This window comes from Variovorax paradoxus, from assembly GCF_022009635.1.
Taxonomy (GTDB): domain Bacteria; phylum Pseudomonadota; class Gammaproteobacteria; order Burkholderiales; family Burkholderiaceae_C; genus Variovorax.
Window position 1 is genome coordinate 2,529,323 of the sequence record NZ_CP091716.1, and the last position, 25,213, is coordinate 2,554,535.

24 protein-coding genes are annotated in these 25,213 nt (G+C 68.1%); 15 read left to right on the forward strand and 9 right to left on the reverse strand.

Going from position 1 to position 25,213, the window contains the following annotated elements; translation table 11 throughout:
- Nucleotides 1-114: 114 nt before the first annotated feature.
- The gene (locus L3V85_RS11845; RefSeq protein ID WP_237679396.1) at nt 115-1,155 is read right to left on the reverse strand and encodes a putative 2-aminoethylphosphonate ABC transporter substrate-binding protein; all 1,041 of its coding nucleotides are present in this window, start codon (nt 1,153-1,155) and stop codon (nt 115-117) included.
- Between the two features lie 155 nt (nt 1,156-1,310).
- Between L3V85_RS11845 and L3V85_RS11850 the strand changes: the two genes are divergently transcribed.
- The 5 genes from L3V85_RS11850 to L3V85_RS11870 are packed head-to-tail and all read left to right on the forward strand — an operon-like array spanning nt 1,311 to nt 6,739.
- Complete coding sequence (locus L3V85_RS11850) at nt 1,311-2,039, forward strand: phosphonate utilization associated transcriptional regulator (RefSeq protein WP_237679397.1); 729 nt, start codon at nt 1,311-1,313, stop codon at nt 2,037-2,039.
- 1 nt (nt 2,040) lies between these two features.
- Nucleotides 2,041-3,267, forward strand: coding sequence for a phosphonoacetate hydrolase (phnA, locus tag L3V85_RS11855; protein ID WP_237679398.1), 1,227 nt, complete (start codon nt 2,041-2,043; stop codon nt 3,265-3,267).
- Nucleotides 3,268-3,290: 23 nt separating this feature from the next.
- Nucleotides 3,291-4,739 (forward strand): phosphonoacetaldehyde dehydrogenase, encoded by a 1,449-nt coding sequence (gene phnY, locus L3V85_RS11860; RefSeq protein ID WP_237679399.1) that lies wholly within the window; start codon nt 3,291-3,293, stop codon nt 4,737-4,739.
- Between the two features lie 6 nt (nt 4,740-4,745).
- Nucleotides 4,746-5,312, forward strand: coding sequence for a phosphonate degradation HD-domain oxygenase (locus L3V85_RS11865; protein WP_237679400.1), 567 nt, complete (start codon nt 4,746-4,748; stop codon nt 5,310-5,312).
- A gap of 38 nt (nt 5,313-5,350) precedes the next feature.
- Nucleotides 5,351-6,739: an FAD-dependent oxidoreductase gene (locus L3V85_RS11870; protein ID WP_237679401.1), complete on the forward strand. Its 1,389-nt coding sequence runs from the start codon at nt 5,351-5,353 to the stop codon at nt 6,737-6,739.
- A gap of 21 nt (nt 6,740-6,760) precedes the next feature.
- Here L3V85_RS11870 and L3V85_RS11875 read toward each other — a convergent pair whose 3' ends face one another.
- A complete protein-coding gene (locus L3V85_RS11875; RefSeq protein WP_237679402.1) occupies nt 6,761-8,116 on the reverse strand; it encodes an aspartate aminotransferase family protein in 1,356 nt (451 codons plus the stop codon).
- 105 nt (nt 8,117-8,221) lie between these two features.
- Here L3V85_RS11875 and L3V85_RS11880 point away from each other — a divergent pair, with 105 nt between their 5' ends.
- Both L3V85_RS11880 and L3V85_RS11885 read left to right on the forward strand, forming a co-directional pair.
- Entirely contained in the window at nt 8,222-9,184 is a 963-nt protein-coding gene (locus tag L3V85_RS11880) for a LysR family transcriptional regulator (protein WP_237679403.1), read from the forward strand.
- Between the two features lie 92 nt (nt 9,185-9,276).
- The gene (locus L3V85_RS11885) at nt 9,277-9,654 is read left to right on the forward strand and encodes a nuclear transport factor 2 family protein (protein ID WP_237679404.1); all 378 of its coding nucleotides are present in this window, start codon (nt 9,277-9,279) and stop codon (nt 9,652-9,654) included.
- Between the two features lie 9 nt (nt 9,655-9,663).
- Here L3V85_RS11885 and L3V85_RS11890 read toward each other — a convergent pair whose 3' ends face one another.
- Nucleotides 9,664-10,806: a helix-turn-helix domain-containing protein gene (locus L3V85_RS11890; protein ID WP_237679405.1), complete on the reverse strand. Its 1,143-nt coding sequence runs from the start codon at nt 10,804-10,806 to the stop codon at nt 9,664-9,666.
- 183 nt (nt 10,807-10,989) lie between these two features.
- On the opposite strand from L3V85_RS11890, the gene L3V85_RS11895 reads away from it, so the two are divergent.
- From L3V85_RS11895 to L3V85_RS11925, 7 genes are all read left to right on the forward strand, one after another.
- Nucleotides 10,990-11,487, forward strand: a complete 498-nt coding sequence (locus L3V85_RS11895; RefSeq protein WP_237679406.1) for a (2Fe-2S)-binding protein — start codon at nt 10,990-10,992, stop codon at nt 11,485-11,487.
- Between the two features lie 10 nt (nt 11,488-11,497).
- Nucleotides 11,498-13,888 (forward strand): xanthine dehydrogenase family protein molybdopterin-binding subunit, encoded by a 2,391-nt coding sequence (locus L3V85_RS11900; RefSeq protein ID WP_237679407.1) that lies wholly within the window; start codon nt 11,498-11,500, stop codon nt 13,886-13,888.
- A gap of 40 nt (nt 13,889-13,928) precedes the next feature.
- Nucleotides 13,929-14,723 (forward strand): FAD binding domain-containing protein, encoded by a 795-nt coding sequence (locus L3V85_RS11905; RefSeq protein WP_237679408.1) that lies wholly within the window; start codon nt 13,929-13,931, stop codon nt 14,721-14,723.
- Nucleotides 14,724-14,873: 150 nt separating this feature from the next.
- Nucleotides 14,874-15,776: an AAA family ATPase gene (locus L3V85_RS11910; RefSeq protein WP_237679409.1), complete on the forward strand. Its 903-nt coding sequence runs from the start codon at nt 14,874-14,876 to the stop codon at nt 15,774-15,776.
- 16 nt (nt 15,777-15,792) lie between these two features.
- Entirely contained in the window at nt 15,793-17,007 is a 1,215-nt protein-coding gene (locus L3V85_RS11915) for a vWA domain-containing protein (protein ID WP_237679410.1), read from the forward strand.
- A 34-nt stretch (nt 17,008-17,041) separates the two neighbouring features.
- Nucleotides 17,042-17,671 carry a CoxG family protein gene (locus L3V85_RS11920; protein ID WP_237679411.1) on the forward strand — a complete coding sequence of 210 codons (630 nt, stop codon included), beginning with the start codon at nt 17,042-17,044 and terminating at the stop codon, nt 17,669-17,671.
- A gap of 19 nt (nt 17,672-17,690) precedes the next feature.
- Nucleotides 17,691-18,713 (forward strand): XdhC family protein, encoded by a 1,023-nt coding sequence (locus L3V85_RS11925; RefSeq protein ID WP_237679412.1) that lies wholly within the window; start codon nt 17,691-17,693, stop codon nt 18,711-18,713.
- A gap of 19 nt (nt 18,714-18,732) precedes the next feature.
- On the opposite strand, the gene L3V85_RS11930 is transcribed toward L3V85_RS11925, so the two are convergent.
- The 6 genes from L3V85_RS11930 to L3V85_RS11955 all read right to left on the reverse strand — a co-directional run bounded on the left by L3V85_RS11930 (nt 18,733) and on the right by L3V85_RS11955 (nt 24,092).
- Entirely contained in the window at nt 18,733-19,536 is an 804-nt protein-coding gene (locus L3V85_RS11930) for an ABC transporter ATP-binding protein (protein WP_237679413.1), read from the reverse strand.
- Nucleotides 19,533-20,600: a dihydrodipicolinate synthase family protein gene (locus tag L3V85_RS11935; RefSeq protein WP_237679414.1), complete on the reverse strand. Its 1,068-nt coding sequence runs from the start codon at nt 20,598-20,600 to the stop codon at nt 19,533-19,535. The genes L3V85_RS11930 and L3V85_RS11935 overlap by 4 nt, the downstream gene beginning before the upstream one ends.
- An 11-nt stretch (nt 20,601-20,611) precedes the next feature.
- Nucleotides 20,612-21,466, reverse strand: a complete 855-nt coding sequence (locus L3V85_RS11940) for a GNAT family N-acetyltransferase (RefSeq protein ID WP_237679415.1) — start codon at nt 21,464-21,466, stop codon at nt 20,612-20,614.
- Nucleotides 21,467-21,470: 4 nt separating this feature from the next.
- Nucleotides 21,471-22,520, reverse strand: coding sequence for an NAD-dependent epimerase/dehydratase family protein (locus L3V85_RS11945; RefSeq protein WP_237679416.1), 1,050 nt, complete (start codon nt 22,518-22,520; stop codon nt 21,471-21,473).
- Nucleotides 22,517-23,344, reverse strand: a complete 828-nt coding sequence (locus L3V85_RS11950; protein WP_237679417.1) for an ABC transporter permease — start codon at nt 23,342-23,344, stop codon at nt 22,517-22,519. Before L3V85_RS11950 ends, L3V85_RS11945 begins: the two co-directional genes overlap by 4 nt.
- An 88-nt stretch (nt 23,345-23,432) precedes the next feature.
- Nucleotides 23,433-24,092, reverse strand: coding sequence for a TetR family transcriptional regulator (locus L3V85_RS11955; RefSeq protein WP_272934787.1), 660 nt, complete (start codon nt 24,090-24,092; stop codon nt 23,433-23,435).
- A gap of 109 nt (nt 24,093-24,201) precedes the next feature.
- Here L3V85_RS11955 and L3V85_RS11965 point away from each other — a divergent pair, with 109 nt between their 5' ends.
- Nucleotides 24,202-25,206 carry an ABC transporter substrate-binding protein gene (locus tag L3V85_RS11965; protein WP_237679418.1) on the forward strand — a complete coding sequence of 335 codons (1,005 nt, stop codon included), beginning with the start codon at nt 24,202-24,204 and terminating at the stop codon, nt 25,204-25,206.
- Nucleotides 25,207-25,213: the final 7 nt, after the last annotated feature.

The following is a 25,213-nucleotide window of genomic DNA, read 5'->3' on the forward strand; positions in this document are numbered from 1 at the left end:
GCCTGTCGAACCGATTCGTGGGACACCGCGGAACCGGCTTTGCCGGGCCGCAGGTGTCGCCCCCGGTAGGGGGTTGGCGAAGCGACACGAAGTGCGCGCAGCCTGGGGGCGAGCCTATTTCGGTTCGGCCTTGCCTTCGTAGCGCTTGCTCCACTCCGCCAGGATGCGTTCGCGGTTCTTTGCCGCCCAGTTGATGTCGTTCTTGGCCAGCAGCTTTTCGTAGTTGTCCGGAATGCCTTCCAGCTTCGATGCCACGCCGGGGTAGGCCACCACGGCCCACCAGGTGGAAGTGATCTGGTTGGCCTCCTTGCTGGCCATCCAGTCGGCGAAGCGCTTGGCCTGGTCCGGCTTCTTGCTCGTCTTCATGACGCTGGTGGCCTCGATGTCCCAGCCCAGGCCCTCCTTCGGGAAGATCAGGTCGACCGGCGCGCCCGACTTCTTGACCTGGTGCGCGCGGAACTCGAACGAGATGCCGATGGGAAATTCGCCCGCGCCGGCCTGCTTGCAGGGCTTGGAGCCCGAGTGCACGTACTGCGCAATGTTCTGGTGCAGCGCGTCCATGTACTTCCAGCCCTCGGCGTCGCCCATGTTCTGCAGCCATGACGACACGTCGAGGTAGCCCGTGCCGCTGGAGGCCGGGTGGGGCATGGTGATCGTGCCCTTGTAGACGGGCTTGGCCAGGTCCTGCCAGGTTTCCGGCTTGGGCAGGTTCAGCTTCTTCGCCTCGACGCGGTTGAAGCAGATGGTGGCGGCCCACACGTCCATGCCCACCCAGGCCGGCGGGCGCGCGGCGTCGGAGTAGGCGGGGTTCAGCTCCTTGAAGCCCTTGGGCTCGTAGGGCAGGAGCATGCCTTCCTGCTGCAGCAGCGCGAGGCTGCTGGCGGCCAGGCCGGCCACCACGTCGGCCTGCGGGTTGGCTTTTTCGGCCAGCAGCTTGGCGGTGACGATGCCGGTGGAGTCGCGCACCCACTTCACCTCGATGTCCGGGTTGGCCTTTTCGAAGGCGTCCTTGTAGAGCTTCATGGCGTCTGTTTCGAGCGCCGTGTAGACCAGGAGCGAGGTCTTTTGCGCCCATGCGGCGCCGCTGGCCGCGAGGCCCAGCGCCGCCGCACACAGAACCGCCGTGAGACGGCGCGTGCTTTGTTTCATCGTCATCTTTTTCTCCTGAAGTGGCTTGCTGTCACGGGTGAGTGAATGGCGTGCTCCGGCAGTGGCGTGCCAAGGTCCGGTGAGGGCAATGTAGATTGACGACTGAAGACTGTCAATAAAAAATTGTTGACAGTTTTCAATTCCTCGGGAAAATACGCCCCATGGTCACCAGCAATCACTCCGCCGCCCTCGCGTTCCTTCAATCCAGCTCTTTGCCGATGCTGATGCAGGAAGAAATCGAGCGTTTGATCATGACGGGCGAGCTTCCCGTCGGCAGCCGCATCAACGAGAGCGAACTCTCGCAGCGCTTCAACACCAGCCGCGGCCCCATCCGGGAAGCGCTGCGGGCGCTGGAAGAGGCCGGCCTCGTGCGCAACGAAAAGAACCGCGGCGTCTTCGTGCGCGAGATCGCATTCGAGGAAGCCGACGAAATCTACGAACTGCGCGAGGCGCTGGAAGAAATCATCGGCCGGCGCGTGGCGCTCGCCATCAAGCCCGACGCCATCGAGCGCCTGCGGGCCATGCTCGATGCCATGCGCTCGGCAGCCCAGGCGCAGGACGTGGAGCAATACGCGCAGCTCAACCTGCAGTTCCACGAGATCCTGCTCGACACCGCGGGCAGCAAAAAGCTGACCGAAACCTACAAGCGCCTGGTCAAGGAACTGCACCTTTTCAGAATGCGCGCGCTCGACAGCGGCGGCGGCCTGCGGGTCTCGGCCGACGAGCACCGCGTCATCGTCGACGCGATTGCCAGCGGCAATCCCGACATCGCGGGCCAGGCGCTGCGCAAGCATGTCGCCGACAGCCGCGCACGCATGCACAAGGCCTTCGGCCGCACCGATCCCGCTCCCATTGCAGCCCCGAACAACCCACCCCAAAAGGAAGTCTGAAATGACACAGGAGACACTCGAAGTCAACGCCCGGAGCTACCGCTGGATGTCGCGCCCGGTCGTCGTGGTGTGCGTGGACGGCTGCGAGCCGGCCTACCTGGATGCGGCCATCCAGGCGGGCGTTGCGCCGTACTTCGACCGCATGAGGAAGACCGGCGCGGATCTGCTGGCCGACTGCGTGGTGCCGTCGTTCACCAATCCGAACAACCTGTCGATCGTGACCGGCGCGCCGCCCGCGGTGCACGGCATCTGCGGCAACTACTTCTTCGACCGCGAGCTCGGCCAGGAAGTCATGATGAACGACCCCAAGTACCTGCGCGCCGGCACCGTGCTGGCCGCGTTTGCCGACGCGGGCGCCAAGGTGGCGGTGGTCACCGCCAAGGACAAGCTTCGCAAGCTGCTGGGCCACCGCATGAAGGGCATCTGCTTTTCCTCCGAGAAGTCCGACCAGGTGACGATGGAAGAAAACGGCATCGACAACGTGCTCGACATGGTCGGCATGCCCGTGCCCTCGGTCTACAGCGCGGAACTGTCGGAGTTCGTGTTCGCGGCCGGCGTCAAGCTGATGGAGTCGCGCCGCCCCGACCTGATGTACCTGTCGACCACCGACTACGTGCAGCACAAGGCCGCGCCCGGCAGCCCCGCGGCCAATGCTTTCTACGCCATGATGGACCGCTACCTCGCGCAGCTCGATGCGTTGGGCGCCACCATCGTCGTCACCGCCGACCACGGCATGAACGACAAGCACGGCGCCGACGGCTCGCCCAACGTCATCTACCTGCAGGACGTGCTGGACGGCTGGTATGGCGCCGGAACCGCGCGGGTCATCCTGCCGATCACCGACCCCTACGTGGTTCACCACGGCGCCCTCGGCTCCTTCGCCACCGTCTACGCACCCGACGAAGCCAGCGTCCCCAGCTGGATCGAGCGCATCCGGCAGGTGCCCGGCATGGAGTCGGTGCTCTCGCGCAAGGACGCGGCCGCGCGCTTCGAACTGCCGCCCGACCGCATCGGCGACATCGTGGTGGTCAGCGAGCAGAGCACCGTCATCGGCACCTCGGCCAGCCGGCATGACCTGTCGGCGCTGGAAGTGCCGCTGCGCTCGCACGGCGGCGTCTCGGAACAGCGCGTGCCGCTCATGTGCAACCGGCCCGTCAAGGGCATCGCCGCCGGGCGCCGGCTGCGCAACTTCGATGCGCTCGACATTGCACTGAACCACGCCCAGTAATCAACCGTCGCCCGGAGCACCCCATGAGCCAAGCCACTCTGAAGCCAGGCATCGTTCACCGCGAGGCTTTGCGCATCGCCGGAGAAAAGGTCCACCGCGACCGCACCATCGAGGTCACCTACCCCTACACCGGCGAAGTCATCGCCACCGTGCCCAAGGCCACGCTGGACGACGTACGCCATGCCCTGCGCGTCGCGCGCGACTACAAGCCCACCCTCACGCGCTACGAGCGCTACAAGATCCTGATGCGTGCGGGCGAGATCATTGCCTCGCGCCTCGACGAAATCTCGCGCACCATCACGATGGAGTCGGGCCTGTGCCGCAAGGACTCTCTGTACGAAGTGGGCCGCGCCTCCGACGTGCTGCTGTTCGCCGCCAACCAGGCGCTGGTGGACGACGGGCAGGTGTTCTCCTGCGACCTCACGCACCACGGCAAGAGCCGCAAGGTCTATACGCTGCGCGAGCCGCTGCAGGGTGCGATCACCGCGATCACGCCGTTCAACCATCCGCTGAACCAGGTGATCCACAAGGTGGCGCCATCCATTGCGACCAACAACCGGATGGTGCTCAAGCCCAGCGAGAAGACGCCGCTCACCGCTTTCATCCTTGCCGATATCCTGTACGAGGCGGGCCTGCCGCCGCAGATGCTGTCGGTGATCACCGGCGACCCGCGCGAGATCGCCGACGAGATGCTCACCAGCGCCGACGTGGACCTGGTCACCTTCACGGGTGGCGTGGCCATCGGCAAGTACATCGCGGGCAAGGCGGTCTACAAGCGCCAGATCCTGGAGCTGGGGGGCAACGACCCGATCATCGTGATGGAAGACGCGGACATCGAAGAGGCCGCGACGCTGGCGGCCAGCGGCTCCTACAAGAACTCCGGCCAGCGCTGCACCGCCATCAAGCGCATGCTGGTACACGAGTCGGTGGCGGACCGGTTCGTCGAGCTGCTGGTGGCCAAGACGAAGGCCCTGAAGTACGGCGACCCGATGGACCCGGCCACCGACATGGGCACGGTGATCGACGAGGCCGCCGCGATCCAGTTCGAGTCGGTGGTCAACGAGGCCATCAAGTCCGGCGCAAGGCTGCTGTACGGCAACGAGCGCCGCGGCGCACTGTATTCGCCCACGGTGCTCGACCATGTGGACCCGCAGATGACCGTGGCCAGGCACGAGACCTTCGGGCCGGTGTCGCCGGTGATCCGCTTCAAGAACATCGAGGAGGCGATCCGCATCTCCAACGGCACGGCCTACGGCCTGTCGTCGGCGGTGTGTACCAATCGGATGGACTACATCACGCGCTTCATTCGCGAGCTGAACGTGGGCAGCGTCAACGTGCGCGAGGTGCCGGGCTACAGGCTGGAGCTCACGCCCTTCGGCGGCATCAAGGACTCGGGCCTGGGCTACAAGGAAGGCGTGCTCGAGGCCATGAAGAGCTTCACCAACTGCAAGACCTATTCGCTGCCCTGGTAGACGACGATGAGCCTGAGCATTCCCGACATCGTCGGCCTCTTCGAAACCAAGGGCGGTGCGCAGTACGACGGCGAGCCGGTCACCCAACTGGAGCATGCGCTGCAGTCGGCGCACCTGGCGGAGCAGGAGGGCGCCAGCAGCGAGCTGATCGCCGCCTCGCTGCTGCACGACCTGGGCCATCTGCTGCACGACTTCGGCGGCACGCCGACGCAGCAGGGCCTGGACGACCTGCACCAGTACCGCTGCCTGCCGTTTCTTCGCGCGCTGTTCGGCCCGGCCACGCTGGAGCCGATCCGCCTGCATGTGGATGCCAAGCGTTTCCTCTGTGCCAGGGAGCCCGGTTATCTCGAAGCGCTGTCGCCCGATTCGAAACGCAGCCTGCACCTGCAGGGCGGCGTGTTCGACTCGGCGCAGGCCAGCGCGTTCGAGGCCTTGCCCTATGCGATGGATGCGGTGCGCCTTCGGCGCTGGGACGACACGGCCAAGTGCGCCGATGCGAAGACGCCCGACCTGGCGTACTACGCGCGCCACCTAGCGATCGCGTCGAAGACGGCTGCCGCGGCACCGGCATGAGCGCCGCGCCACGGCAGCAAACAACCTGAGAGCCCGACATGCGCCCCTTCTGGATCGAACAGGCTCTCTTCAACGACGGCGGCCTCGCGCCCGCGCTGCAAGGCGAGCAGAGCGCCGATGTGTGCATCGTCGGCGGCGGCTTCACCGGCCTGTGGACGGCGATACAGGCCAAGCTGCAGTCGCCCGCGCTCGATGTCGTCATCCTCGAAAGCGATCTTTGCGGCGCCGGCGCGAGCGGACGCAACGGCGGCTGCCTGCTCACCTGGTCGGCCAAGTTCCTCACGCTGCGCCGGCTGTTCGGCGAAGACGAGGCGGTGCGCCTCGTCAAGGCGTCCGAGGCCGCGGTGCAGCACATCGCCGACTTCTGCGCCGCGCACGGCATCGACGCCGAACTGCGGCAGGACGGCACGCTCTACACCGCGACCTCGCAGGCGCAGATCGGCACGCTCGATCCGATGATGCAGGCGCTGGAGGCGCGCGGCATCCATTCCTATCGCACGCTGCCGCCGGAAGAGGTGGCGCGGCGCTCGGGCTCCGCGCGCAACCTGGCCGGCGTGTATTCGCCGATTGCCGCGACGGTGCATCCCGGCAAGCTGGTGCGCGGGCTGCGGCGCGTGGCGCTGGCCATGGGAATCCGCATCCACGAGCGCACGCCGATGCTGGACTTCAGCACCGACCATCCCGTCGTGGTGCGCACGCCCACCGGCAGCGTACGAGCGAAGAAACTGGTGCTCGCGATGAACGCGTGGATGGCCAGCACCTTCCCGCAGTTCGAGCGGACCATCGCCATCGTGTCCAGCGACATGGTCATCACCGAGCGGTGCCCCGAGCTGCTGCGGGAGATCGGCCTGACCGACGGCGTGTCGGTGCTCGACTCGCGCACCTTCGTCTACTACTACCGCAGCACGGTCGACGGCCGCATCATGCTGGGCAAGGGCGGCAACACCTTCGCCTGGGGCGGCCGCATGGCCAAGGTGTTCGACGAGCGCTCACCCTATGAAGCCGAATTGACGCAGGCCCTGCGTTCCTTCTTTCCGGCATTGAGCGACACGCCGATCACGGCAAGCTGGAACGGCCCGTCCGACCGGTCGGTGACGGGCTTTCCGTTCTTCGGCAGGCTCGACGGCGCGCCGCACATCTATTACGGCTTCGGCTACTCGGGCAATGGTGTCGGGCCGACCTACATGGGCGGCCAGATCCTGTCGTCGCTGGTGCTCGACCAGGACAACGCATGGACGCGCAGCCCGATCACGCAGGGGCCGCTGGGGTACTTTCCGCCGGAGCCTGTGCGCTACGTGGGCTCGATCGTGGTGCGCAACGCGATCCGCCGCAAGGAGCTGGCCGAGGACCAGAACCGCCAGCCGTGGCTGGTGGACCGAATGCTCAGCAAGCTGGCCAACGCCGCGGGCAAGGCCGACAAGGCCTGACCCGCGGGGCGCGGTTCTTCTTCAGTTGGTTTCGGCGAGGGCGTCGGCCAGCGCGTTGACCATGCGGTCGATCTCTGCCTTCTCCGCGATGAAGGGCGGTGCCAGCTGGATGGTGTCGCCGCCGTAGCGCACGTAGAAGCCCTTCTTCCAGCAGTTCATGGCGATCTCGTAAGGACGGCGCGCGGGCTCGCCCGGCACCGCGGCGATGGTCAGGCCGGCGGCCAGGCCGAAATTGCGGATGTCGTTCACGTGCTTGCTGCCCTTCAGGCTGTGCACCGCGTTCTCGAAGTGCGGCGCCAACGTCTGCACGCGGCCGATCATGTCTTCCTTCTGCAGCACGTCGAGCGCGGCCACGCCGGCGGCGCAGGCCACGGGGTGCGCGCCGTAGGTGTAGCCGTGCGGGAACTCGAGCATGTAGTCGGGGCCGCCAGCGGCCATGAAGGTGTCGTAGATCTCCTTGCTCGCGACCACGGCGCCCAGCGGCTGCGCGCCGTTGGTCACCTGCTTGGCGATGTTCATGATGTCCGGCGTCACGCCGAAGGCTTCGGCGCCCGTGAGCGCGCCGCAGCGGCCGAAACCGGTGATCACTTCGTCAAAAATCAGCAGGATGTTGTTGGCGGTGCAGATGTCGCGCAGGCGCTTCAGGTAACCCTTGGGCGGAATCACCACGCCGGCCGAGCCCGCGAAAGGCTCCACGATCACCGCGGCGATGTTCGATGCGTCGTGCAGCGCGATCAGGTCGAGCAGGCGGTCGGCCAGTTCGGCGCCGTTCTCGGCCATGCCGCGCGTGAAGGCGTTGGAAGCCAGTTGCGTGTGCGGCAGGTGGTCGGCCTCGACGCCCTGGCCGAAGAGCTTGCGGTTGGCCGCGATGCCGCCGACCGAGATGCCGCCGTAGTTGACGCCGTGATAGCCCTTCTCGCGGCCGATCAGGCGGGTCTTGCTGGCCTGGCCCTTGGTGCGCCAGTAGGCGCGCGCCATTTTCAGCGAGGTGTCCGCGGCTTCGGAGCCCGAGCCGGTGAAGAACACATAGTCCAGGCCCGCGGGCGTCAGTTCCTTGATCTTGTTGGCCAGCTCGAACGACAGCGGGTGGCCGAACTGGAAGGCGGGCGAGTAGTCGAGCTTGGCGATCTGGCGGCTCACCGCCTCGGTGATCTCGGGGCGGCCGTGGCCCAGGCCCGAGCACCACAGGCCGGAGAGGCCGTCGAAGATCTTGCGGCCGTCGGCATCGGTGAAGTAGGCGCCCTTGGCCTCCACGATGATCCGCGGATCGGCCTTGAAGTTGCGGTTGCCGGTGTAGGGCATCCAGTGCGCGTCGAGCCAGGCGGCGTCGGTGCGCAGTGCGGGCGTGGGTTCGATGGCGGGGGCTGCAAGGGTCATGGCGTTCCGCGCGGGCGGGCTCCGGAAAGGGTTGTGAATGCGCCGATTGTTGGCAGACCCTTCAGTGTGGAGAATGGCGCAATATCAATGTTCACTTGACACTTCATGCAAGTAAAAGCCAAGGCCCGGAGCGGTGCCCAAAACAGTGCTCGCAACCGCGCCGTCCTGGGGCAGCTCAGCGACATGGACCTGCGCCTGCTCAAGGTGTTCAAGAGCGTGGTCGACTGCGGCGGCATGGCAGCCGCCGAGCTGGAGCTGAACATCGGCACCTCCACCGTGAGCCGGCACGTGAAGGACCTGGAAACCCGGCTGGGCCTGGTGCTGTGCCGGCGCGGCCGGGCCGGCTTCGCGCTCACGGCCGAAGGCCAGCGGGTGTACGACGAGACCCTACGGCTGCTGGCGTCGGTCGACGCCTTTCGCGGCAGCATCGACGACATCCACAACCGCATGGGAGGGCAGCTGGAGGTGGCGGTGTTCGACAAGACCGCGACCAACCCGAAGGCGCGCATCGGCGAGGCCATCGCGCGCTTCACCGAGATCGCGCCGGAGGTGAGCCTGGCGCTGCACGTGGGCTCCATCAACGCCATCGAGCAGGGGGTGCTGGAGGGCAATTTCCAGATCGGCATCATCCCGGCGCACCGGGCTTCGCAGAGCCTGGTGTATGCGGACCTGTTCGACGAGACCATGCTTCTCTATTGCGGTAGAGGGCATCCGCTGTTCGACAGCAGCCACGCGAAGCTCACCTGGGCGAAGCTGGGGGAGCATCACTTCGCGGGGCTGGGCTACCACTCGCCGAACATGGAGCTGAGCCATCGCGCGCGGCTGTCGCGCAAGGCGACGGGCTTCGACCAGGAGGCGATTGCCACGCTGATTCTCTCGGGGCGCTTCCTGGGTTTCCTGCCGGACCATTACGCGCAGGTGTTCGAACAGCGCGGGCTCATGAAGCCGGTGCTGCCGGCGCGCTTCAACTATGCGTGCCGGTTCGTCAGCCTGCTGCGCCGCTCGCCCGAGCCTTCGCGCGCGGTGCTGGCGTTCCAGCAGTGCCTGGAGCAGGCCCACCGGCCATGACCTCCCAGGTCATCGACGCTGTGCGCGTGCGGCGCGACCATTCATTCACCCCGCGATGTTGCGGGTCGAAACTCCCGAAAGGAATGGTCATCATGAACACCGCCGCAAACGACGCCGCCACGATCGCCCAACGCTACATCGCCGTCTGGAACGAAACCGACGCCGCCCGCCGCGCCGCGCTGATCGAAGCCGGCTGGACCGCCGATGCCCGCTACATCGACCCGATGGCGCAAGCCAGCGGCCGCGAGCAGATCAGCGCGCTGGTCGGCGCGGTGCACCAGCGTTTTCCGGGCTTCCGCTTCAACCTTCTGGGCAAGGCCGACGCGCACGGCGACCACCTGCGCTTTTCGTGGACGCTGGGCCCGAGCGGCGCGGAAGACCTGATTCAGGGCACAGACTTCGCGCAACTGGAAGCGGGCAAGCTCAGCGCGGTGACCGGCTTCCTCGACAAGGTGCCGGTCGGCGCCTGAGCCTAGGCATCAATCCGGCGCGCCGGCCGGCCGGCCGCGCCACAGCTTGCGATACACGGTCGCCCGGCTGATGCCCAGCGCCCGCGCGGCCTCCGCGACATTGCCGCGGGCGTCGGCCACGGCCTTGCGGATCAGCGCGGTTTCCACGTCGCGCAGCCGGGGCCGGACGTCCGCCGCCGGCAGCCCTGGCGTGCCGCGCCCGCCGCGCTGGGGCTGCACCTGCACCCGCAGGCCGGACCACAGCGGCACCTCGAGCATGGCGTCGCCGCGCCGGGCGGCGTCGAACATCATGTGCAGGGGCAGGGCGAACAGGTCGTTGAAATGCAGCGCGTGCTCGTTGCGCGCCAGCGGCTGGTGCAGCATCTGCCGGGCCGCCGCGTTGGCGCCGGTGACATAGCCTTCGCCGTCGATGCACAGCAGCCCCTCGGTGGCTTCGCTCGCGGTGCTGCCGGGCCAGGCCAGGCGCAGCAGCAGTTCGCAGGGCTCGCGCAGCACCAGCATGTTCTCGATGCTGCGCGCCGACAGGGTGGCCAGGTGCCGCAGCTCCGGCCGCTCCACCACCTGCACGCCGGTCAGGTCGAGCATGCCGATGCAGTCGCCTCGGGGACCGAACAGCGGCGCGCCGGCGCAGCTGTAGACGCTGGTGTCGTCGAAGAAATGCTCGCCGCGGTGCAGCCATACCGATTCATGCTCGGCCAGCGCGGTGCCGATGGCGCTGGTGCCGATGGCCGACTCCGACAGGTCGACCCCGACGCGCCCGATGTCGCGCGCATAGCGGCTGGCGGCGTCGGTGCCGTCGGGCAGGTTGCCGACGTCGACCACGATGCCGTCGGCGTCGGTCAGGATCGCGAAATAGCGGGTGTCGGCAATCGCGCGCGAGAGCCGCTCGATCACCGGCCGCGCGGCCTCGACCAGCACCCGGTTGCGCTCCGCGACATCCAGGCCCGCCGACTGGCTCACCGGGTCGAAACTCACTCTCTGCTGCGGGCGCCGGCCGGCCTCGATGCAGCGCTGCCAGGAGCGGCTGATCCATGAGTCGATGCAGGCCGTCGTGCGCGTTCGCGGGGATTCGCCGTGGATCAGTTCGCGGCGGGCCTGGGCGATGGCCAGGGAGCGCTCGGGCGCTGGCGAAGCGGTTGAGGCGACAGGCATCGTGGGTGTTCGCGCGGTGTGTGGGGGGCTTTTCCCGGCTCACCGAATGGCAAGCTGTTTCATTTTGAGAATTTCGCGCCGTCTGTGCAAGTGTCAAGGGTTTTGCCTAGGATAGTGCGAGGGGTCGGCATCCAAGATGCTTTTTGCTGAATCAGCCATCTCACCATTCACGGAGACAGCCAAATGCAGGTCGATTTCAAGATCAACGGCCGTCAGGCCACGGTCGACGCTCCTCCCAACACCTTCCTTGTCCACGCCATCCGGGAGCACCTCCATCTCACCGGTACCCACGTCGGCTGCGACACCGCACAGTGCGGCGCCTGCACCGTCCACGTGAACGGCCGTGCCGTCAAGTCATGCAACATGCTGGTCGCCCAGGCGGCCGGCGCCGACATCACCACCATCGAGGGCATTGCCGAGGCCGACGGCGCCATGCACCCGATGCAGGCGGCCTTCAAGGAGTGCCACGGCCTGCAGTGCGGTTTCTGCACCCCGGGCATGGTCATGAGCGCCATCGACCTGTGCACCCACCACCCCAAGTCGAGCGAGTCCGAGATCCGCGAGCTGCTCGACGGCAACCTGTGCCGCTGCACGGGTTACCAGAACATCGTGAAGGCGGTGAAGATGGGCGGCGAGGCCATGGCCTCGGGCAACACCGCCAAGGCAACGGCCTCGGCCTGAGGAGAGCGACATGGGCGCATCCGACTTCTCCAACCTGCCGCACATCGGCGAGGCGCTGCGGCGCAAGGAAGACTACCGGTTCCTGACCGGCGCCGGCAACTACACCGACGACATCACGCTGGCCAACCAGAGCCATGCGGTCTTCGTGCGCTCGCCGCACGCCCACGCCACCGTCAAGTCGGTCGACATCGCCGAGGCGATGAAGATGCCCGGCGTGGTCGGCATCTTCAGCGGCAAGGACATCGAGGGAAAAATGGGCGGGCTGCCCTGCGGCTGGCTCATCAACAACCCCGACGGCACCCCCATGAAGGAGCCGATGCACCCGATCCTGGCGATCAACAAGGTGCGCTACGTGGGCGACCACGTGGCCATGGTGGTGGCCGAGACGGTCGAGCAGGCCCGCAACGCCGCCGAGGCGGTGGTGGTCGACTACGACGTGCTCCCCGCGCTCGTGAGCGTGGCCGACGCGGCGAAGAAGGCCGGCGGCGTCACCCTGCACGACGAGGCGCCCGATAACCAGTGCTACAAGTGGGCGCTGGGCGACAAGGCGGCGGTCGACGCGGCCTTCGCGAATGCCGCGCACGTGACCAAGCTGGACCTCGTCAACAACCGGCTGGTGCCCAACCCCATCGAGCCGCGGGTGGCCATCGGCAGCTACAGCCGTGGCACGGACGACTACACGCTCTATGTGTCGAACCAGAACCCGCACGTCGAGCGGCTCTTGATGACCGCCTTCGTGCTCGGCCTGCCCGAGCACAAGGTGCGCGTGATCGCGCCCGACGTGGGCGGCGGCTTCGGTTCCAAGATCTTCCTGTATGCCGAAGACGTGTGCCTCACCTGGGCGGCCAAGCAGCTCAACCGCAACATCAAGTGGACCGCCGAGCGCTCGGAGTGCTTCCTGTCGGACGCCCACGGCCGCGACCATGTGAGCCACGCCGAAATGGCGATGGACAAGGACGGCAAGTTCCTGGCCATGCGGGTGCACACCGACGCCAATCTCGGCGCCTACCTCTCGACCTTCGCGACGGCGGTGCCGACCATCCTCTACGCCACCCTGCTCGCGGGGCAGTACACCACGCCGCAGATCTACGTCGAGGTCGATGCCTGGTTCACCAACACCGCGCCGGTCGACGCCTACCGCGGCGCGGGCCGGCCCGAGGCCACCTACCTGCTGGAGCGGCTGGTGTCGCGCTGCGCCTGGGAAATGAACCTGGGGCAGGACGAGATCCGCAAGCGCAACTTCATCAGCACCTTCCCGTACCAGACGCCGGTGGCGCTGCAGTACGACACCGGCGACTTCCACGCATGCATGGACAAGGCGCGGGTGCTGGCCGAGGTCGACGGCTACGCGGCGCGCAAGGCGGCCAGCGAGGCCGGCGGCAAGCTGCGCGGCATGGGCTACTCGAGCTACATCGAGGCCTGCGGCATCGCGCCGTCGAACATCGCCGGCGCGCTGGGCGCGCGGGCCGGCCTGTTCGAGTGCGGCGAGATCCGCGTGCACCCGACCGGCAGCGTGACGGTGTTCACCGGCTCGCACAGCCACGGGCAAGGCCATGAAACCACCTTCGCGCAGGTGGTGGCGGCGCGGCTGGGCATTCCGGTGGAGAACGTCGACGTGGTGCACGGCGACACCGGCCGCGTGCCCTTCGGCATGGGCACCTACGGCTCGCGCTCCATCTCGGTGGGCGGCGCGGCCATCATGAAGGCGCTCGACAAGATCGAGACCAAGGCCAAGAAGATCGCCGCGCACCTGATGGAGGCGAGCGACGCCGACATCGAGTTCGCCAACGGCGAGTTCACCGTCAAGGGCACCGACAAGAAGATTCCGTTCGGCCAGGTGGCGCTCACGGCCTACGTGCCGCACAACTATCCGCTCGACAAGCTGGAGCCGGGCCTGAACGAAACCGCCTTCTACGACCCGACCAACTTCACCTTCCCGGGCGGCACCTACATCTGCGAGGTCGAGATCGACCGCCAGACCGGCGAGGTGCGCGTCGACCGCTTCACCGCGGTGGACGACTTCGGCACCATCATCAACCCGATGATCGTCGAGGGCCAGGTGCACGGCGGGCTGGTGCAGGGCATTGGTCAGGCGCTGCTCGAGAACTGCGTGTACGACAGGGAAACCGGCCAACTGCTCACCGGCAGCTTCATGGACTACGCCATGCCGCGCGCGGCCGAGTTCCCGCAGTTCAAGCTGGACACCGTGTGCACGCCGTGCACCCACAATCCGCTGGGCACCAAGGGCTGCGGCGAAGCGGGCGCCATCGGCTCGCCGCCGGCGGTGATCAACGCCGTGCTCGACGCACTGGCGCCGCTGGGCGTCAAGGACTTCGACATGCCCGCCTCGTCCAGCCGCGTCTGGGAAGCGATGCAGGCGGCATCCGGTGCCAACCATTGATCGACAGATCGAACACGAACAACAAAGAAGGAATCACACCATGTATGCCTTCACACTCGAACGGCCGGCCACTCTGGCCGACGCGGCCCGACTCGTCGCAGCCGGCGCCAAGCCGCTGGCGGGCGGCCAGACCCTGCTGGCTTCCATGAAGCTGCGGCTCTCCGCCCCCGAACAGCTGGTGGACCTGAGCGGCATCAAGGAGCTCACGGGCATCCGCAAGGACGGCAACACGCTCACCGTCGGCGCCATGTCGCGCCACCTCGACGTGGCCAACAACGCCGACGTGAAAGCCGCCTTCCCGGCGCTGGCCGACCTGGCCTCGCGCATCGGCGACCGGCAGGTGCGCGCGATGGGCACCATCGGCGGCTCGGTGGCCAACAACGACCCGGCGGCGTGCTACCCGAGCGCGGTGCTGGGCTCGGGCGCCACCGTCATTACCTCGAAGCGCGAAATTGCCGCCGACGATTTCTTCGTGGGCTTGTTCACCACCGCGCTGGAAGAAGACGAGCTGATCACCGCGATCCGCTTTCCGATTCCCAAGCGCGCCGTGTACGAGAAGCTGCGCCAGAAGGCCTCGCACTTTCCGCTCGTCGGCATCTTCCTTTCGCAGTCCGACAGCGGTGCGGTGCGCGTGGCCGTCACCGGCGCGGGCAACGGCGTGTTCCGCCACGCCGGGCTGGAAGACGCGCTGAACCAGAGCTTCACCGCCGCGGCTGCCTCCGCCGTGAAGATCGATGCGAGCGACCTGAACAGCGACCTGCATGCTTCGGCCGCCTACCGCGCGAACCTGATCAGCGTGTTGACCCAGCGCGCGGTGACCAAGGCGCTGAACTAGGCTCACCCCCAGGCTTCGCGCACTGCGTGTCGCTTCGCCAACCCCCTTGCAGGGGGCAACACCTGCGGCCCGGCAAAGCCGGTTCCGCGGTGTTCGCGAAAAGGCGCACAGCGCATGCCGGCTTGCTTTGAGCTTCCGCTACGCTTCGCCATGATCTTTCCGACCATCGATTCCCTCAGCGACGGTTTGATGCAGGCCGGCTATTTCGCCGACCGGCGCCTGGCGACGGCCGTGTTCCTTGCGCTCAAGCTGCAGCGACCGCTGCTGCTTGAAGGCGAGCCCGGCGTGGGCAAGACCGAGCTGGCCAAGGCCCTGTCGAAAGCGCTGAGTCGCGAGCTGCTGCGGCTGCAGTGCTACGACGGGCTTGAGCAGCGCGAGGCGCTCTACGAATGGAACTACGCGGCACAACTGCTGCACATGCGCGCGGCCGAAGCCACGGGCGCCGCGCGTGACGTGGAAGCCGAGGTCTACCAGCCGCACTACCTGATCCGCCGCCCGCTGCTGCAGGCGCTGCAGACGCCACTGCCGGGCGCGGTGCTGCTGATCGACGAAGTGGACCGCGCCGACGAGCCCTTCGAAGCCTTCCTGCTCGAATACCTGGGCGAGTACCAGGTGAGCATTCCGGAGCTGGGCACGGTGCGTGCCGTCGTGCCGCCCGTGACCATTCTCACGAGCAACCGCACGCGCGAGCTCAACGACGCAGTCAAGCGGCGTTGCCTCTATCACTGGCTCGACTATCCCGAGCGCGAACGCGAGCTGGCCATCGTGCGGGCGCAGGTGCCGCAGGCGGGCGAGAAGCTGTCGGCGCAGGTGTCGGCCTTCGTCGCGCGGCTGCGCCAGGCGCCGTTCGCCGATGCCTTCCAGCGTGCCCCCGGCATTGCCGAAAGCGTGGAGTGGGCGCGCGCGCTGATCGCGCTCGACACCGTCGAGCTCGACCCCGAGGTGGTGGTCGACACCGCCGGCATCCTGTTCAAGCAGCGCGACGACGTGGCCGCGCTCACACAGGAGCTGGCGTCCGACCTGCTGCGTCCCGAGGAGCCGGCCGCGCGCTGAGCACCCGGAAAAACGCATGGCCGGCATCCAGCAACTCGGCGACGTCCGCAGCGGCAAGCTCGCGGGCAACATCAGTGCCTTCGGCCGCGCGCTGCGCCGTGCCGGCGTGCGCACCGACGCTGCCCGCATCGCGCTGGCGGCCGAGGCAGCCACGCTGGTGGGCGTGGAAGACAAGCTCGACCTGGGCGCCGCGATGGAAGCCGTGATGGTCAGCCGCGAACAAGACCGCATGGTGTTCCGCGAGCTGTTCGACGCCTGGTTCCGCGACCCGGAACTGGCCAACAAGCTGCTCGCGCAGATGCTGCCCAGCGCCGAAGGCAAGGCCGAGCCGTCGAAGCGCCGGCCGCGCGTGCGGGAGGCGCTCAGCGCGCCGCGCCATGCCGCCAGGCCGGCCGAGCTGGCCAAGCCCGACCGCGAGATCGAGTTCGACGCCGCCATGACCGCGAGCGACCGCCAGCGCTTGCAGCATGCCGACTTCAACGCGCTTGGCGCTTCCGAGTACCAGCTGGTCGAACGGCTGGCGCGAGACATCGCGTTGCCGGTTCCGTCGCTGCCGTCGCGGCGTCTTCGCGCGGCGGGCGATGCCGGCCAGCAGCATGCGCGCATGCACTGGCCCGGCGTGCTGCACGAAGCGGCGCGCACCGGCGGCGAGATACTGCGACTGCCCCGGCTGGCGCGCCGCGAGCAACCCTTGCCGCTGCTGGTGCTGGTCGATGTCTCGGGCTCGATGGAGCGCTACGCGCGCCTCCTGCTGGCCTTTCTGCATGCTTCGACCCGGCGTGCCGGCCGGCGCGACGTGTTCGCCTTCGGCACCGGCCTGACCGACCTGACGCCGGCCTTCCGGCTGGCCGACACCGACGCCATGCTGGGCGCCGCCGGCGCTGCCATCGACGATTTCGCGGGCGGCACGCGGCTCGGCGCCTCGCTGGCCGAACTGCGCCGCGCCCATGCCCGCCGGCTGACCGGCCGCCGCACGCTGGTGCTGGTGATCAGCGACGGCCTGGACACCGGCGAGCCCGCCGTGCTGGAACAGGAACTGCTTTGGCTCAAGCGCCATTCGCGCCGGCTGCTGTGGCTCAACCCGCTGCTGCGCTTTGCCGGCTACGCCCCTCTGGCCCGTGGGGCCAGCGTGCTGCACCGCCATGCGGACGCGATGCTGGCGGTTCACAATCTCAACGCGCTCGAGCAGCTGGCCGCCAGCCTCGCCGCCCTGATGCGAGCCGGGCGTTGAAGCGCCCGGCATCGCCGAAAAAAGGAAGCCCACCATGGAAATGCTCGGAAACCGCCACCTCGGCATCACCCAACAACAGGCCTGGGAAGCGCTCAACGACCCCGAGACGCTGAAGAAGTGCATTCCCGGCTGCGACAAGTTCGAGCTGACGGGCGACAACACCTACAGCGTCGCGCTCGCGGTGAAGATCGGCCCCGTCTCGGCCAAGTTCAACGGCAAGGTGGTGCTGTCGGACATCGTGGCGCCCGACGGCTACAAGCTGAGCTTCGAGGGGCAGGGCGGCGTGGCGGGTTTTGCCAAGGGCTCGTCGAGCGTCACGCTCAAGCCGGTGGCGGGCGATGCCGCAGCTACCGTCGCTCCGGTTGAAGAGCCTGTCGCGCCAGGCCCCGGCTGCGAGCTCGACTACACCGTGCAGGCCCAGGTCGGCGGCAAGATCGCCCAGCTCGGCCAGCGGCTGATCGACGGCGCGGCCAAGTCGACCGCCGACGATTTCTTCAAGCGCTTCGAGGCCGAGATGCAGAGCCGCTACGGCCCGCCGCCGGCCGCCGTCGCCGCGGAGACCGCCGAGGCGCCCGCCGAAAAGGCCGGCGTGATGTCCGGCCTCATGAAGAAGATCGGCCTGGGCAAGAAGGACGACGCCGTCCCGCCCGGCGACGCCGCCTGAGGAGCCGACGGAGCGCGCCATGGAAAACCTCGACGTCATGGTGCTGCGCACGCTGCGCGACTGGCGGCGTGCCGGCAAGCGCGCGCTGCTCGCCACCGTGGTGCGCACCTGGGGCTCGTCGCCGCGGCCGGTGGGCTCGATCATGGCCCTGGCCGAAGACGGCGCGGTGGTCGGTTCGGTCTCGGGCGGCTGCATCGAGGACGACCTGATCGCGCGCTACAGCCATGCCCACGGCAAGGGCGAAGACGTGCCGCTGGGCGCGCCGCCCGCGCTCGTCAAGTACGGCATCACCGCCGACGAGGCGCACCGCTTCGGCCTGCCCTGCGGCGGCACGCTGGAGCTGCTGCTCGAATACGCGCCCGATGCCGATTCGCTCGACCTGCTGGTCGCGCAGCTGGAGCAGGGCCGGCTCATGCGCCGCACCGTCGTGCTGGCCACCGGCGCGGTGCGGCTGGCGGAAGCCAGGGCGCCCGACGAACTCACGGTGAACGACACCGAGCTGACCAACACCTTCGGCCCCGAGTACCGCATGCTGCTGATCGGTGCCGGCCAGCTCGCCGAGTACCTGGCGACCATGGCCAAGTTCAGCGGCTTCGCGGTCACGCTGTGCGACCCGCGCGCCGAGTACCGCACCGCCTGGTCGCTGCCCGGCGTGCACATCACGACAGAGATGCCCGACGACGCGGTGCTGGCCTTCAGGCCCGACCGCCGCAGCTGCGTGGTGGCGCTCACGCACGACCCCAAGCTCGACGACCTGGCGCTGCTCGAGGCGCTGCAGAGCGAGGCCTTCTACGTCGGCGCCATCGGCTCGCGCCGCAATGCCGACGCGCGGCGCGACCGCATGATCGAGCACTTCGACCAGACCGACGAGTCGCTCGCGCGGCTGCGGGGGCCGATCGGCATCTACATCGGCAGCAAGACGCCGCCGGAGATCGCGGTGAGCGTGATGGCCGAGATCCTCGCGGTGAAGAACGCGGTGACGCTGCCGCGCGAGGTGGAGGTGGCGCGCGCCAAGGAGATGCAGCAGTTGCAGCCGAGCTGAGGTGGCAGCCGTTCCCGGTTCAGTCGACGCCGAGCAGGTCGTAGATCCGGCGCACGTAGGCGCCGAACTCCGGGCTGGTCTTCACGTGCAGCTTGCGCGGTTCCGGCAGGTCGATGCGGAAGAAGTCGGCCATGCGCGCGGGGCCCGCCGTCAGCACCGCGCAATGCGAGCCCAGGAACACCGCTTCCTGGATGCTGTGCGTCACCACGATGAAGGTCTTGCGGCTCTGCTCCCAGATGCGCAGCATCTCCAGGTTCATCTTCTCGCGGGTCAGGGCGTCGAGCGCGCCGAAGGGCTCGTCCATCAGCACCAGCTTCGGGTCGTGGATCAGCGCGCGGGCGATGGCGGCGCGCTGCTGCATGCCGCCCGACAGCTCGTAGGGCAGCTTGTCGGCGAAGCCGGCGAGGCCGACCATTTCAAGCAGCTCGTGCGCGCGCTGCGTGGCGGCGCGGCGCTCCAGCCCGAGGATGTCGGCGGGCAGCAGCACGTTGTCGAGGATGGTGCGCCACTTCAGCAGCAGCGGCTGCTGAAACACCATCCCCACGTCGCGCCCGGCGTTGAAGCCGTGGCCGTCGGGACCGCCGATTTCCAGCGTGCCGCCGTCGTGGCCGTGCAGGCCCGAAAGGATCTTCAGCAGCGTCGACTTGCCGCAGCCCGAAGGTCCGACCAGCGAAATCATGTCGCCCGCGTCGACGTCCATCGTCACGTCGGAGACCGCCAGGAATTCCTCGTTGCGCTTGCGGTAGACCTTGCGCAGTTGCCGCATGCGGATCAGCGGCACCTGCTGCTGCGCATCCATGCGGGGTTGCAGCACCGCGCTCATGCCAGCCACCGCGCCAGGTTGTCGCGCACGAAGGCGTCGTCGGCCAGGTCGCCGTGCTGGCGGTATACGCGGTCGATCTCGGCCGATTGACCCTTGCCCAGGCCTTCTTCAGGGTCCAGGCACCAGATGCCTTCGAGCAGGCCCTGGCGCCGCAGCACCTCGTGGCAGCCCGCGATGCAGCCGTGGAAGTTGTTGGCCACGTCGAAGAAGGCGGCGTTGCAGTCGGTCACGCGCGAGTCGAGCGCGAGCAGGGCGGGGCTCAGCGTGCCGCCGTTCTCGGCGAGCTCGGCCTTGATCTGCCGCAACTGCTTCACCGCGCTCGAGGTCCACACCGACCAGTGGCCGAGCAGCCCGCCGCGAAAGCGTACCTGCACCGGCGCGCCGTCGCGCATGGCGGCAAAGGGCAGCGCGAGGTCGAGCACGATGTGGTCGTCGTTGCCGGTGTAGAGGAACACGCGCTCCTCGGCACGCGCATCGACCAGTCCGCGCACCACGTCGATGGTGCGGTAGCGGTTGAAGGGCGCGACCTTGATGGCCAGCGCGTTGGGAATGAGCGCGAAGCGGCGCCAGAAGTCGCTCGACAGGATCGGCCCGCCCACCACGGTCTGCAGGTAGAAGCCGATCAGCGGAATCTCCTGTGCCACGGCCTCGCAATGGGCGATGAGTTCGTCTTCCGACGAGCCCGCGAGCGCCGCGAGGCTCAGCAGGCCCGCGTGGTAGCCGAGCGAAACGGCCGTGCGGGCTTCGGCCTGCGCCTGGGCGGTGGGGCCGCAGAGGCCGGCGATCATCGCCATCGGCCGGTCGCTCCAGGCCAGGCGGTCCTGCATCGCGGCCTCGAGCACGGTGGCGTACAGGCCGCGTTCGCGGATGGCGAACTGCGTGGTGTGCACGCCCACCGCCAGGCCGCCCGCGCCGGCATCGACGTAGTAGCGGGTCAGTGCGCGCTGGCGCCGGCGGTCGAGCTGGCGCGACGCGTCGAGCGCGAGCGGATGCGCGGGAATCACCGTGCCTTGCGACAGCAGCGCAAGAACGTCGGCGGGGAGGTTGGAGCGGTTCAGTGGCATGTGCGGATTCCTCAGCCGAACTCGGGGCCGGCGATGGCGTGGATGAAGGCGGGTTGTCCGGTGGGTGCGGCGGTGCCGGGGCGCGTGGCGCGGGCCATGCGCGCGAAGCCGCGCTGCGGCGTGAAGCCCGCGTCGCGCAGCGCCTGCGTCATGGCTTTGCGGTGGTCGGGCACGTCGATGAAGATGCGACCGGCAATGCCGCGCACCGCGGCCTGCAGCAAGGTGGCGGCCGTGCGCTCGCTGGCGGCCAGCAGAGGGCCGATCTGGTGGGCGGTGCGGCCCGCGCGCACCAGGCCGAAGCCCAGGCCGTTGCGCACGCAGCGGCTGTCCTCGCGGTCGAGCAGGTCGGTCAGCACGGCGGGGCGGGCGATGCCCAGCGCTTGCGCGTCGAGCGCGCAGAGGGCGGCCAGGCCGTCGATCGAGGGCTTGGCGGTCGGCGGCGGCGGGGCGGCATGGCCCGTGTCGGTGGTCTCGCGCTGCCAGCGCGTGAGCCGCCACAGCGGCGTGAAGCCGGCGCTGGTGTAGATGGGCTCGCCTTGCGGCGTGGCGTCGAGCATCGCGACGAGGCCGTTCTCCTTCACCTGCTCGAGGCAGCGCGCGAACACCGCCTGGCCCAGGCCTTGCCCGCGCGCTTCGGGCGTCACCAGGATCATGCTGATCCAGGCCGCGCCCTCCATCGGCAGCACCGCGCCGCTGGCGACGATGCTGCCCTTGCCGTCGCGCACCATGTGCACCGTGCCCAGCCGTGCGAACAGCCGCCAGTCGCGCGCGGTCTGGTTCCAGCCGCTGGCCGCGACCAGCGCGTCGAGCATCGGCGCGATGTCCGGCGTGATGGAGGCGAGCGTTTCGACGGCGGGGGTTGTCACGGCGTCAGTACTTTCCGTCGCGCGATTCGAACTTGGTCGGCTTGCCGTACTGGCGCTGCTCGCGCGAGATCCAGTCGGCGACCCAGCGGATCTGCTGCGCCAGCGGCACGCGCGGATAGCCGAAGAGGCGCTCGGCCTCGCCGGTGTTCATGAGCCAGGCGGTGGAGGCTTCTTGCCCGCTGATGGTCACGGGCTTGCCGAAGTAGTGGCCGAAAGCCTCGGCCAGCCAGCGGATCGAAGTGGTCTCCGGGCCGCTCACGTTGAGCGGCGAGGTCGGCACGGTGGCGGCGGCCAGGCAGCGCAGCGCCTGCGCGTTCGCGTCGCCCTGCCAGATCACGTTGACGTGCCCCATGGTCACGTCGACCGGCTCGCCGCGCCACACCTTCAGCGCCACGTCGGCCAGCACGCCGTAGCGCAGGTCGATGGCGTAGCTCAGGCGGAACAGGCGCCCGGGCGTGCCGTGCTGCTGCGAGAAGTACTCGAACATGCGCTCGCGGCCCACGCAGGAGTTGGCGTATTCGCCGGGCGGGTTGGGCGCGTCGCTCTCGCTGGCGCCCTGGCTGGTCACCGGCACGAAGGGGTACACGCAGGCGGTCGAGAAGGCCACGATGCGCGACGCCCGAAAGTGCTCCGCCACCAGCGCCGGCACGTGCGCGTTCATGGCCCAGGTCAGCGGGTTGTTCGCGTCCGCGCCGAACTTGCGCCCAGCCATGAACACCACGTTGGCGCACTGCGGCAGCTGCGCGATGGCGGCGCGGTCGAGCAGGTCGCAGGCGATGGTCTCGATGCCGTGCGCTTCCAGCGATTCGCGCACGCCGGCCTCGCTGAAGCGGGCCACCGCGATCACGCGGCGGCCGGGCATCGCGTTCTTCGCGAGGCGGGCGAGCGTCGGGCCCATCTTGCCGCCCACGCCGAGGATCATCAGGTCGCCGTCGATGCGCGCCATGTCGCGCACCAGGTCGCGCGAGGGGGTGGCCAGGTAGTCTTCGAGCGCGGCTTCGGTCTCGAAGCGCTCGGGAAAGGGAAGGTCGTCGAGGACAGGAGTGGTGTTCATTGGATTCTTGCGTCCTGGGTGATGAAAAGGCGCTCCAGCAGGAGCACCAGCAGGTAGAGCAGAACGCCCAGGCCCGTGATGAGCAGCACGGCCATGAAGACCGCGGGCGTGTCGAGGGAGGCCTGCACCTGGATCATCAGATAGCCCAGGCCCCGTTCCGAGGCGATGAACTCGCCGACCACCGCGCCCGCCACGGCGAGGATGGTCGCGACCTTCATGCCCGAGAACACGTAGGGCAGCGAGCCCGGCAGCTGGATGTAGCGGAACAGCTGCCAGCGCGAGCCCTTGAGCGCGCGCACCAGGTCGAGCAGCTCGGGCTCGGTCTCGTTCAGGCCGCGGATGGTGGTCAGCAGGATCGGGAAGAAGCAGAGACTGAAGGTGATGAGGATGTTCGGCCCGATGCCGTAGCTGAACCACACGATCACCAGCGGGCCCATCGCCACCTTCGGAATCATGTTGAGCGTGACCAGCAGCGGGAACGCCAGCAGCATCAGCCGGCGGCTGGTGATGAAGAGCAGGGCGCAAAGAATGCCCAGCACCAGGCCCAGCGCGTAGCCGCCGAACACCTCGACGGCGGTGACGCCGGTGTTCTTCAGCCAGCTGTAGTTGGGGTTGAAGAGCGTGGCCAGCACCTTCGACGGCGCCGGCAGGATGAAGGGCTGGATCGCGAAGACCCGCACCACCAGTTCCCACAGTGCGATGCCCGCGATGTGCACCGCGACCACGATGGCCCAGCGGTGCCATTCGGGGCGTTCGCCGCTGGCCGTCGTCTTGCCTGGCGTCGCGATTGCAGGGGGCGCCAGCGCGCCTTCAGGTGCCGTCATTTCAATTCCCGGGTCGTAGGAAGCAATGCGGCGGATCATAGGAGCCGAGTCGGCTCGAGTCAACCAACTGGTTGATATTTTTCTGGAGTCAGGGTCGCAGGGCGTTCAGCGCGAATTCGATGACGTGCCGCCGGCGCTTGAGCAGCGCGCCGCGCGAGTCCAGCGCCTTGCCGAAGATGGCCGACAGCGTGTGGTTGTTGGAGAAGAAGAAGTACGAGATGCCGGCGATCGAGATGTAGAGGTTGATCGCGTCGAAGTCGGGCCGGAACACGCCGGCGGCCACGCCGCGCTCCAGCGTGGCCTCGAGCATCTCGATGAAGGGCGAGTGCATCTTCTGCAGCCGCTCCGACTCGCGCAGGTGCGAGCCGTGGTTGCGGTTCTCGTCGGCCAGCAGCGCGATGAATTCGGGGTGCTCGGCCAGGTAGTCGAAGGAGAAAGCGACCAGCTGCGACATCGCCTCCAGCGGCTCCAGCGCGCCGAGCGTGAGCTTCTGTTCCTTCTCGCGGATCTCGGCGTAGACCGATTCGAGCGCCACCAGGTACAGGCCCTGCTTGCTGTCGAAGTAGTGATAGACGAGCTGCTTGTTGACGCCCGCCTCGGAGGCGATCACGTCGACCCGCGCGCCCGCGAATCCCTTGCTGGCGAACTCCGCCACGGCGGCGGCGATGAGGGCCTGCTTGGCGGCGGCGGGGTCGCGCTCGCGCTTCGTGGCCGGGGCTGCGGTGGTGCTGGAAGAGGTTTCGGGCATGGTGAATGGATTCTGGCTTGTTGCAGGGACAGCATCGATTGCCTGTCAACCAAACAGTTGGTAATATGATTTTCAGCCTCTGTTTTTACCCTCTTTTGGAGTGATCCGCATGAAAAAGCTGTTGTCGGCCGCCGGCGCCACCGCATTGCTGATGGCCTCGGCCACCGGCGTTTCCACCGCGTTCGCGGCCGACGCCATGAGCCTGATGCTCAACTGGACGCCCACGGCCGACCATGCGCCGCTCTACTACGCCAAGGCCAAGGGCTGGTACAGCGAAGCGGGCATCGACCTGAGCATCGAGGCCGGCAAGGGCTCGGCGGTGTCGGCGCAGCGCGTGGGCACCGGCGGCAGCACCCTGGGCATTTCCGATCTGCCGACCACCATCCAGGCCAAGGGCAAGGGCGCCGACGTGAAGGCGGTGATGGTCATCTACGCGAACAGCCCGCAGGGCTTCTACTGGCTGAAGTCGTCGGGCATCAACGGGCCGAAGGACTTCGCGGGCCGCAAGATCGGCAACCCGCCCGGCGATGCCGCGCGCCTCATGTGGCCGGCCTTCGCCAAGAAAGCGGGGCTCGACCCGGCCAGCGTCACCTTCGTGAACGTGAGCCCGCAGGCCAAGGTGGCGGCGCTGAAGAGCAAGTCGGTCGACATCATCAGCGACTTCTACAACGAGCACGACCTGAAGGCGCGCGAGTTCGGTGCCGACCTGGGCTTCCAGGCGTGGCGCGACGCGGGCGTGAACGTGTACGGCAATTCGCTGATCGTGAACGGCCCCTACCTGGCGAAGAACCCGGCGCAGGTGAAGAAGTTCGTGGCGGTGACGCAGCGCGCCTACGAGGCTTGCGTGAAAGACTTCGAGCCCTGCCTGCAGGCGCTCACGGCCAGCGTGAGCGGCCTTTCCCCCGACAACCAGCGCGACCAGTGGAACCGCATCAAGCAGCTGATGCGCGACGACACCACCACCAAGGTGGCGCTCGGCGCCTTCGATGGCCAGCGCGTGAAGACCGACTACGAGCTGGTGTCTTCGCTGATCGGCATCGACAAGCCCTACGACCCCGCGACGCTCTTCACCAACGAGTTCCTCGACAAGGGCGTGCGCATGACGCCCAACTAAGGATGGC